The organism is Dactylosporangium maewongense (assembly GCF_039531485.1).
Lineage (GTDB): Bacteria > Actinomycetota > Actinomycetes > Mycobacteriales > Micromonosporaceae > Dactylosporangium > Dactylosporangium maewongense.
Genome location: NZ_BAAAQD010000078.1, coordinates 1 through 5,885 on the forward strand (window position 1 = coordinate 1; position 5,885 = coordinate 5,885).

7 protein-coding genes and 1 pseudogene are annotated in these 5,885 nt (G+C 71.0%); 4 read left to right on the top strand and 4 right to left on the bottom strand.

Features of this window, described 5'->3' with window-relative positions; genetic code table 11:
* The 3 genes from ABD332_RS59660 to ABD332_RS59670 all read right to left on the bottom strand — a co-directional run.
* Positions 1–189 (bottom strand): SGNH/GDSL hydrolase family protein (locus tag ABD332_RS59660; protein ID WP_344516027.1); only part of this gene is annotated, 189 nt, incomplete at its 3' end.
* 40 nt (positions 190–229) lie between these two features.
* The gene (locus tag ABD332_RS59665; RefSeq protein WP_344516029.1) at positions 230–1,372 is read right to left on the bottom strand and encodes a YbfB/YjiJ family MFS transporter; all 1,143 of its coding nucleotides are present in this window, start codon (positions 1,370–1,372) and stop codon (positions 230–232) included.
* A gap of 50 nt (positions 1,373–1,422) precedes the next feature.
* Positions 1,423–2,298 carry an alpha/beta hydrolase family protein gene (locus tag ABD332_RS59670; RefSeq protein WP_344516031.1) on the bottom strand — a complete coding sequence of 292 codons (876 nt, stop codon included), beginning with the start codon at positions 2,296–2,298 and terminating at the stop codon, positions 1,423–1,425.
* 72 nt (positions 2,299–2,370) lie between these two features.
* Here ABD332_RS59670 and ABD332_RS59675 point away from each other — a divergent pair, with 72 nt between their 5' ends.
* The gene (locus ABD332_RS59675; protein WP_344516033.1) at positions 2,371–2,970 is read left to right on the top strand and encodes a TetR/AcrR family transcriptional regulator; all 600 of its coding nucleotides are present in this window, start codon (positions 2,371–2,373) and stop codon (positions 2,968–2,970) included.
* 334 nt (positions 2,971–3,304) lie between these two features.
* A complete protein-coding gene (locus ABD332_RS59680) occupies positions 3,305–3,538 on the top strand; it encodes a hypothetical protein (RefSeq protein WP_344516035.1) in 234 nt (77 codons plus the stop codon).
* Here the strand turns inward: ABD332_RS59680 and ABD332_RS59685 are convergent.
* Positions 3,525–4,424, bottom strand: a complete 900-nt coding sequence (locus tag ABD332_RS59685) for an MBL fold metallo-hydrolase (protein ID WP_344516037.1) — start codon at positions 4,422–4,424, stop codon at positions 3,525–3,527. The genes ABD332_RS59680 and ABD332_RS59685 overlap by 14 nt on opposite strands.
* 33 nt (positions 4,425–4,457) lie before the next feature.
* On the opposite strand from ABD332_RS59685, the gene ABD332_RS59690 reads away from it, so the two are divergent.
* Together ABD332_RS59690 and ABD332_RS59695 are read left to right on the top strand one after the other, a co-directional pair.
* Positions 4,458–4,637 carry a transposase gene (locus tag ABD332_RS59690; protein ID WP_344516039.1) on the top strand — a complete coding sequence of 60 codons (180 nt, stop codon included), beginning with the start codon at positions 4,458–4,460 and terminating at the stop codon, positions 4,635–4,637.
* 980 nt (positions 4,638–5,617) lie between these two features.
* Positions 5,618–5,885, top strand: a pseudogene (locus ABD332_RS59695) (hypothetical protein); the annotation flags it as partial.

Genomic DNA, 5,885 nt, shown 5'->3' on the forward strand with positions numbered 1-5,885 from the left:
GTCAAGGGCGAGGAACACTTCGTGGATGCCGTCGCGGCGAGCCCACGCCTTCTTCCACCACCGCACCAACGAGCAGAATCTCACCATCGCCGCATCCAACGCGACCTCGGCTACCGTAGCCCTGAGGAGTACGAAACCGCCTGGCAAGCCCAGGACATCGATCAGCCGCCGACCGATGTCGTGACCCACGCCAACCGGCGCCAGGTAACCACCGCTCCAAAAGCGAAACTTACCGGTCGGCGTGCCGGGGCGAGTGGCTGGCGGCGAGCACGGCTGCTATGGCGCAGAGCAGTGCCGTCCAGGCGAGCGTGGCGCCCGAGGTCGTACGGTCGGCGAGCCAGCCGGCAACCCACGGTCCGACGGTCTGGCCCGCGGCGAACAGGGCCGTGAACGCGGCCAGCGTCGGCATCCTGTCGGCGTGGGTGGTGGTGTCGCGCACGAGTGCGGTGATGGCCGCTGGCACGGACAGAAACGCGGCCCCGTAGGCGGCTGCGGACCCGATGAGCATCGCCGGGGCGGGCGTCAACAGCGGCGCGGCGGCGGCTGCGCTGACCGTCGTCAGGAGTGTGGCGAGGGTCCGCGCGTGTGGCCATGCGGCGGCTGGCCTGCTCCACAGGTGTGGTCCGGCGAGGACGGCGAGGCCGAGTATCGTCCAGGTCAGAGACGTCTGCGTGGCCGACCACCGGTGCTCGGCCAGATAGGTCGACAGGAATGTGATGTACGTGATGTAGCCGGCGGCGAAGAGCGTGTAGGCGGCGGCGAAGCGCCACAGTGGACGGACCTGGGCTCGGCGGCGTACGGCGACCTCGGTGTTCTCGCCGTCGTCGCGAGGGTCGGTGCGTGCCGCGCGCCAGCTGATGACGGTGGCGACTGCGGCGGTGACAGCCAGGCCGAGCCAGGCCAGCGGCCAACGTTCGGAGTGCCGGTCTAGCAGCGAGGGGACCGTGGCGCCGCCGAGCACGATGCCGGCACCCGAGCCCGCGACGTAGACGCCGATCGGTGTGGCCGAGCCGACCGCGGTGGCCAGCCGGGAGGCGATCCCGATTCCGGTGACGAACACCAGCGCACCCGCGGCGCCGGCCGCGAGGCGCGCGGCGAGCAGGGCGGGGTAGCTGCTGCTCACCGCGGTGACGCCGAGCGCACCGACACAGCCGACCATTCCCCACCGGAAGGCGCCGGTCAACGTCAGCAGCCGGGCCAGCGGCGCCGTCACCAGTGCGCCGACGAGGTATCCGATGCCGTTGGCGGTGGTCACCGCGCCAACCTGGGCAAGGCTCCAGCCGAGGTCGGTGCGCATGGCCGGCACGAGCAGACCGTAGGCGAACCGGGCGAGCCCGAGCGCAGTTGCGGCACCGAGCGCAAGTCCGGCCAACTGCCACGGTCCGCCCGGCCGCGGTGCATTCGGGCTCGGCGATGCGGCGATCACCGCACAGGGCGCAGGTGCCGGTCGAGGAAGCTGAGCAGCAGACGCGCCAGCTGTACCCGATGGCCGGACAGTGCGTGGTCGGCGGGTAGGACGTGGTGCTCCAGCCGGTTCGCCGGGTGTGCGAGGTAGGCCTCGACGAGTGGTCGGTGATGCACCTCGACCGGGGTGACGATGTGGTCCTCACCAGCGCCGACGAGCAGCACCGGGCGGTTGGCCAGCGACGCCGCGAGCCCGGTCAATGCCCAGCCCGGTCCGGCCGCCTCGATCTCCGCGACGAGCGCTTTCCCGCTGGTACCCCGCAGTGGCAGCAGTTCGCCGTCGAACATGTCGATGTAAGCCTCGCGTGCGACCGGATCGGCATGGCCGGCTCTGTCCACGACGCTGAGGTCGAACCCCGCGACCGAGGCGACCGCGACGACGGACGGGTCGGCGGCGGCGCTCATCAGGGCGGCGAACCCGCCGAGACTGTGGCCGATCAGGCACAGCCGGGCCGGGTCGAGCCGGTGGGTGGCCACGAGGGAGCCGTCACGGACGGCGGCCAGCACTCGGGCGACGTCCTCCAGGACGTGCTCCCACGACCAGGAACCGCCGACCCCCCACGATCCGCGGTAGTGGAACACCAGGGCGGCGTACCCCGCCCGCCGGAACGCCTGCGCCAGGTCGAAGTTGCGCTCGTTGCCGGGAAAGCCGTGCAGCATGATCACGATCGGGTGCGGGCCGGGGCCGGCCGGGACGTGCAGGAGTCCCAGCAAGGTCTCGCCACCGCTGTCGATGGCCAGCGCGGGTGTGCTGGCGGGCGGGCGCAGGTCCTCGGCGGGATCGGTCACGAGCGGATCGAGGGACGTCGTCACGTCGGTGCCTCCAGTCGCCATTCGGCAGATCGAACCGATCGGTTCGATCTCGACACGATAGCAGAACATCGAACCGTTCGGTACTATGTCCTCATGCCCGTAGCGAAAGGCAGCTCTCTGGACCCGGCCCGCACCCGCGCCGCCATCCGCATCGCGGCGACCGACCTGCTCTACGAGCGGGGCCTCGACGGCATCGGTGTCGCCGAGCTGTGTGCCGCCATGGAGGTCTCCAAGGAGACCCTGTATCGGCATTTCGGGTCCAAGGACGGCCTCATTCAGGCGGTCCTGGAATCCCGCAGCGACCGCGTCACGCGTTGGCTGCGCGAAGCGGCCGAGGCCGCCGGCGACGACCCCGTTGCCCAACTGACCGCCGTCTTCGATGCCCTCGATCGCTGGTACGCCGAGCCGACGTTCCGCGGCTGCGCGATCCTCAACGCCGCCGCCCAACGGCACTCCGATCCGGCCACCTCTGTCGCCAGCCGGCACCTCGCCCAACGCCTCGATCTGCTCACCAGCATCGCGAGCCGGGCGGGCGCACCCGACCCGGCCACGCTGGGACGGCAGCTTCTCATGCTGGTCATCGGCGCGACGACGGTCGCGAACCACCACGCCCGCGCCCGAGCCGCCGCCGACGCCCGGCAGGCCGCCCTCGCCCTCCTCAGCATCGCCTGCGGGGGCACCCACCGCGCCTGATATGGCGCCCTGTAGGACTCTGTCTGATCGACGACCTGCTGTCCCGGCGGGACCCCGTACATCCGCCGCCAACTGACCCGCGATGAGACACCCACCTCTAACTTTGGCGGGCGGCGGGCCGTGTACAGCGTCGACGGCAAACAACGATTCGCCGACGTCGACGTACAGCTCTCACCTGCCCGACGTCCAGACCGCACATCCTGAACGGTGCATCGTCGATCCCGCCGAGGCGTATGCGGCCGGGCCGCGGCCCCTGCGGACGGTTCGCGGAGCGAAGCTTGTCGAGTCGATGCGGAAGGCCGGCGAGCAAGCGTGCTCCCCGCGCATGCGGGGGTTGCGCGAGTTCGTCGAGGAGTTTGCGGAGGTGGGCCGTTGGGCTAACTTCGAAGCTGACCTTCGCGTCCCCGCCCGGCCCCTCCAGGCGTTCGGCGAGATCTGGAGTCGGCGCAACACCACAGACAAGGTCAAGAACGTCAAGATCTTCCGCAATCAGAAGGTCTGCGTGCTGTGCCTGCACGCAGACCGGATGTGGCTGCCGCCTCGGGCGGCCGCGATCACGCCGAGATGAACGGCTCCGTCAGATGCGGTGTCGCCAGGTGCAGCGTGGTGGCGGTTTCGAGGCCGAGCATGCGCTCCCTTGAGTGCCTGGCCGCCTCAGGGTCGATCTCGTGCGCGTAGGCGAGCTCGGGGTGGAGTAGCTGGAGCGCGTGCACCAGGAGGTCGCCGGTGACGAGCGCCAGCTCGCGCCCGTCGGCGACCAGTACACTCTGGTGCCCGGGCGTGTGGCCGGGCGTGGCGACCGCGCGCCCAGCGCGCAACGGCGTGTCCCCGTCAAGGAGCCGGAGCCGACCGGCCGCCGCGAGCGGGTCGGTGAGGGTCTCGCGAAGCTTCGGGTTGAGCGCGTCGAGGGCGTCGAACTCGGCCCGCTGAAGCAGGTATTCGGCGTTCGGGAAGTAGGGGCGGCGGTCGCTGATCGCGCTGCCGGGGGCAGGGGCGCCGCCCACCGCGCTGCCGGTCGAAGCGTTGCCGTCCACCGCGCCGCCCGCTGATGGGACGGCCGCCTCGGTCACGACCGCCCATCCGACGTGGTCGGTGTGCAGATGCGTGAGCACCACGATGTCGACTTCGGCCGGGTCGATGCCCGCGGCGGCGAGCGACTCGGGAAGCGCACCGGGCACGGGCGCCCACGAGCTGGCCGGGCTGTCCGCCGGGCCGATCCCGGCGTCCACGATGGTGAGGCCCTTGTCGCCGCGGATCGCGTACGCACGGAACTGGAGCCGCCAGCGGCCCTCGGCGTCGACCGCGCCCGGGTCGTAGCGGTCGACCTCGGCCCACTGAGCGGCCGTGGCCTCGGGGAAGGCCTCCGCGCGCGGGGAGAAGAACGGGCCCTCGCCATCGGCGAGGGCGATGATCTCGGTCGAGCCGATCCGGAGGCGGGGAACACTGAGGGGCATGGCCGCGATGCTGCCATGCCTTGCACGCGGGTGGTGACTCGCCGCGCGGTGCTCGGCGACTACGGGAACCACTTCGACCGGCACCGGCCGCACCAGAGCCTGGACCAGCATCCACCGGACCACGACCCCGACGTCGTTGTCGCGATCAACAAACCGATCCATCGACGACGGGTTCTGAGCGGCATGATCAACGAGTACCGCCGGGCCGCCTGATCGTTTCACAAAAGCCCAGCTCACAACCACAAAACAGTTTGGCACGGTACAGGCGCCTCTGGGAACGCATGCCGGCCCGGGCGACCGTCTCGCTGCGCGGGTCGCCGGGCGCGCCTCGCGGGGCAACGACGCCCCTCGTCGGCCGCGATGACGACAGACCGGCCACCCCGCTGCAGCCGTCTCACAAATCTCGTGAGATAGGCCGTAAACCAAACCTGGGAGCTCGGCAACCTCTCTCCCGAGCCCATCACCTGCGAGGGAGGCTGCGATGACCGCGCAGCAGATGATACTGCGCTCGTCTGACTACAAAGGCGCCGAGGGACGTGATCCGCACCGCTCAGCAGCACTACACCCGATCGGACGTCATCGATGGATGGACGCGAGCATCTGCCGGGTATCCCGGCGTGGCCTCAGCTGCCCCGCACCCACGCCCAGCCGAACTGCCGACAGCGCCCGGACAGGGGTGCGCCCGCAGCGGCCGTGCCGCGTGCTCAGCGACGCCGCCGGTGCTTTCTGGGCCGGCTGCCCGAACGCACGCGTGACGCCCGGTCCGTCGCGCCTCGTTCGCAGCAGCTTCGCATGCGGGTGACGGCGCGGAACGACCGTCGTCGGCCTAACCGTGCCGCGGCGGGCGTTTCGCGTGCGCAGCGGGCCATGCCATGACGCCCCGACAGCATCGTTCGATGGCTCGGCCTTGCGCCGCGGCCAGACGGGCCCGCGGCACGCCGCGGCGCATCCGCCGGGGAGACCGCAAGGCTGAGGGGCTTGCGGTCTCCCCGGCACCCCCACTGGCGACGGCCACGTCCGCACCACCGCCGGAGCGGGCTGCTGGCGCTGGCGCAACACATCGCGCCCAGCGTGGTGGCGGAATGTTCTATGACCGTGCCCGTCGGTGGCGCCGACAGGCGCAGCCAGCTCGACCAAACCGCACACGTGGCAACCACCTGCAGATTTGGCCAACAGTGCTCGCCGGTCAGCGACCCGAGCCGCAGGTCCAGACCGCGATCGACGCCTCGGTCATGCAGGCGATCGGCGAGGCCCACGTCGAGCTCCCCGACGGCTTCACCCCGCACAAGCGCGTGCAGCAGCTGCTGGACCGCCGGGCCAAGATGGCCGCCGAGGGCGACATCGACTGGGGCTTCGGCGAGGTCATCGCGTTCGGCGCGCTGGTCAACCAGGGCGTCACGGTCCGGCTCTCCGGCCAGGACTCCCGCCGTGGCACGTTCGTGCAGCGGCACGCCGGCATCG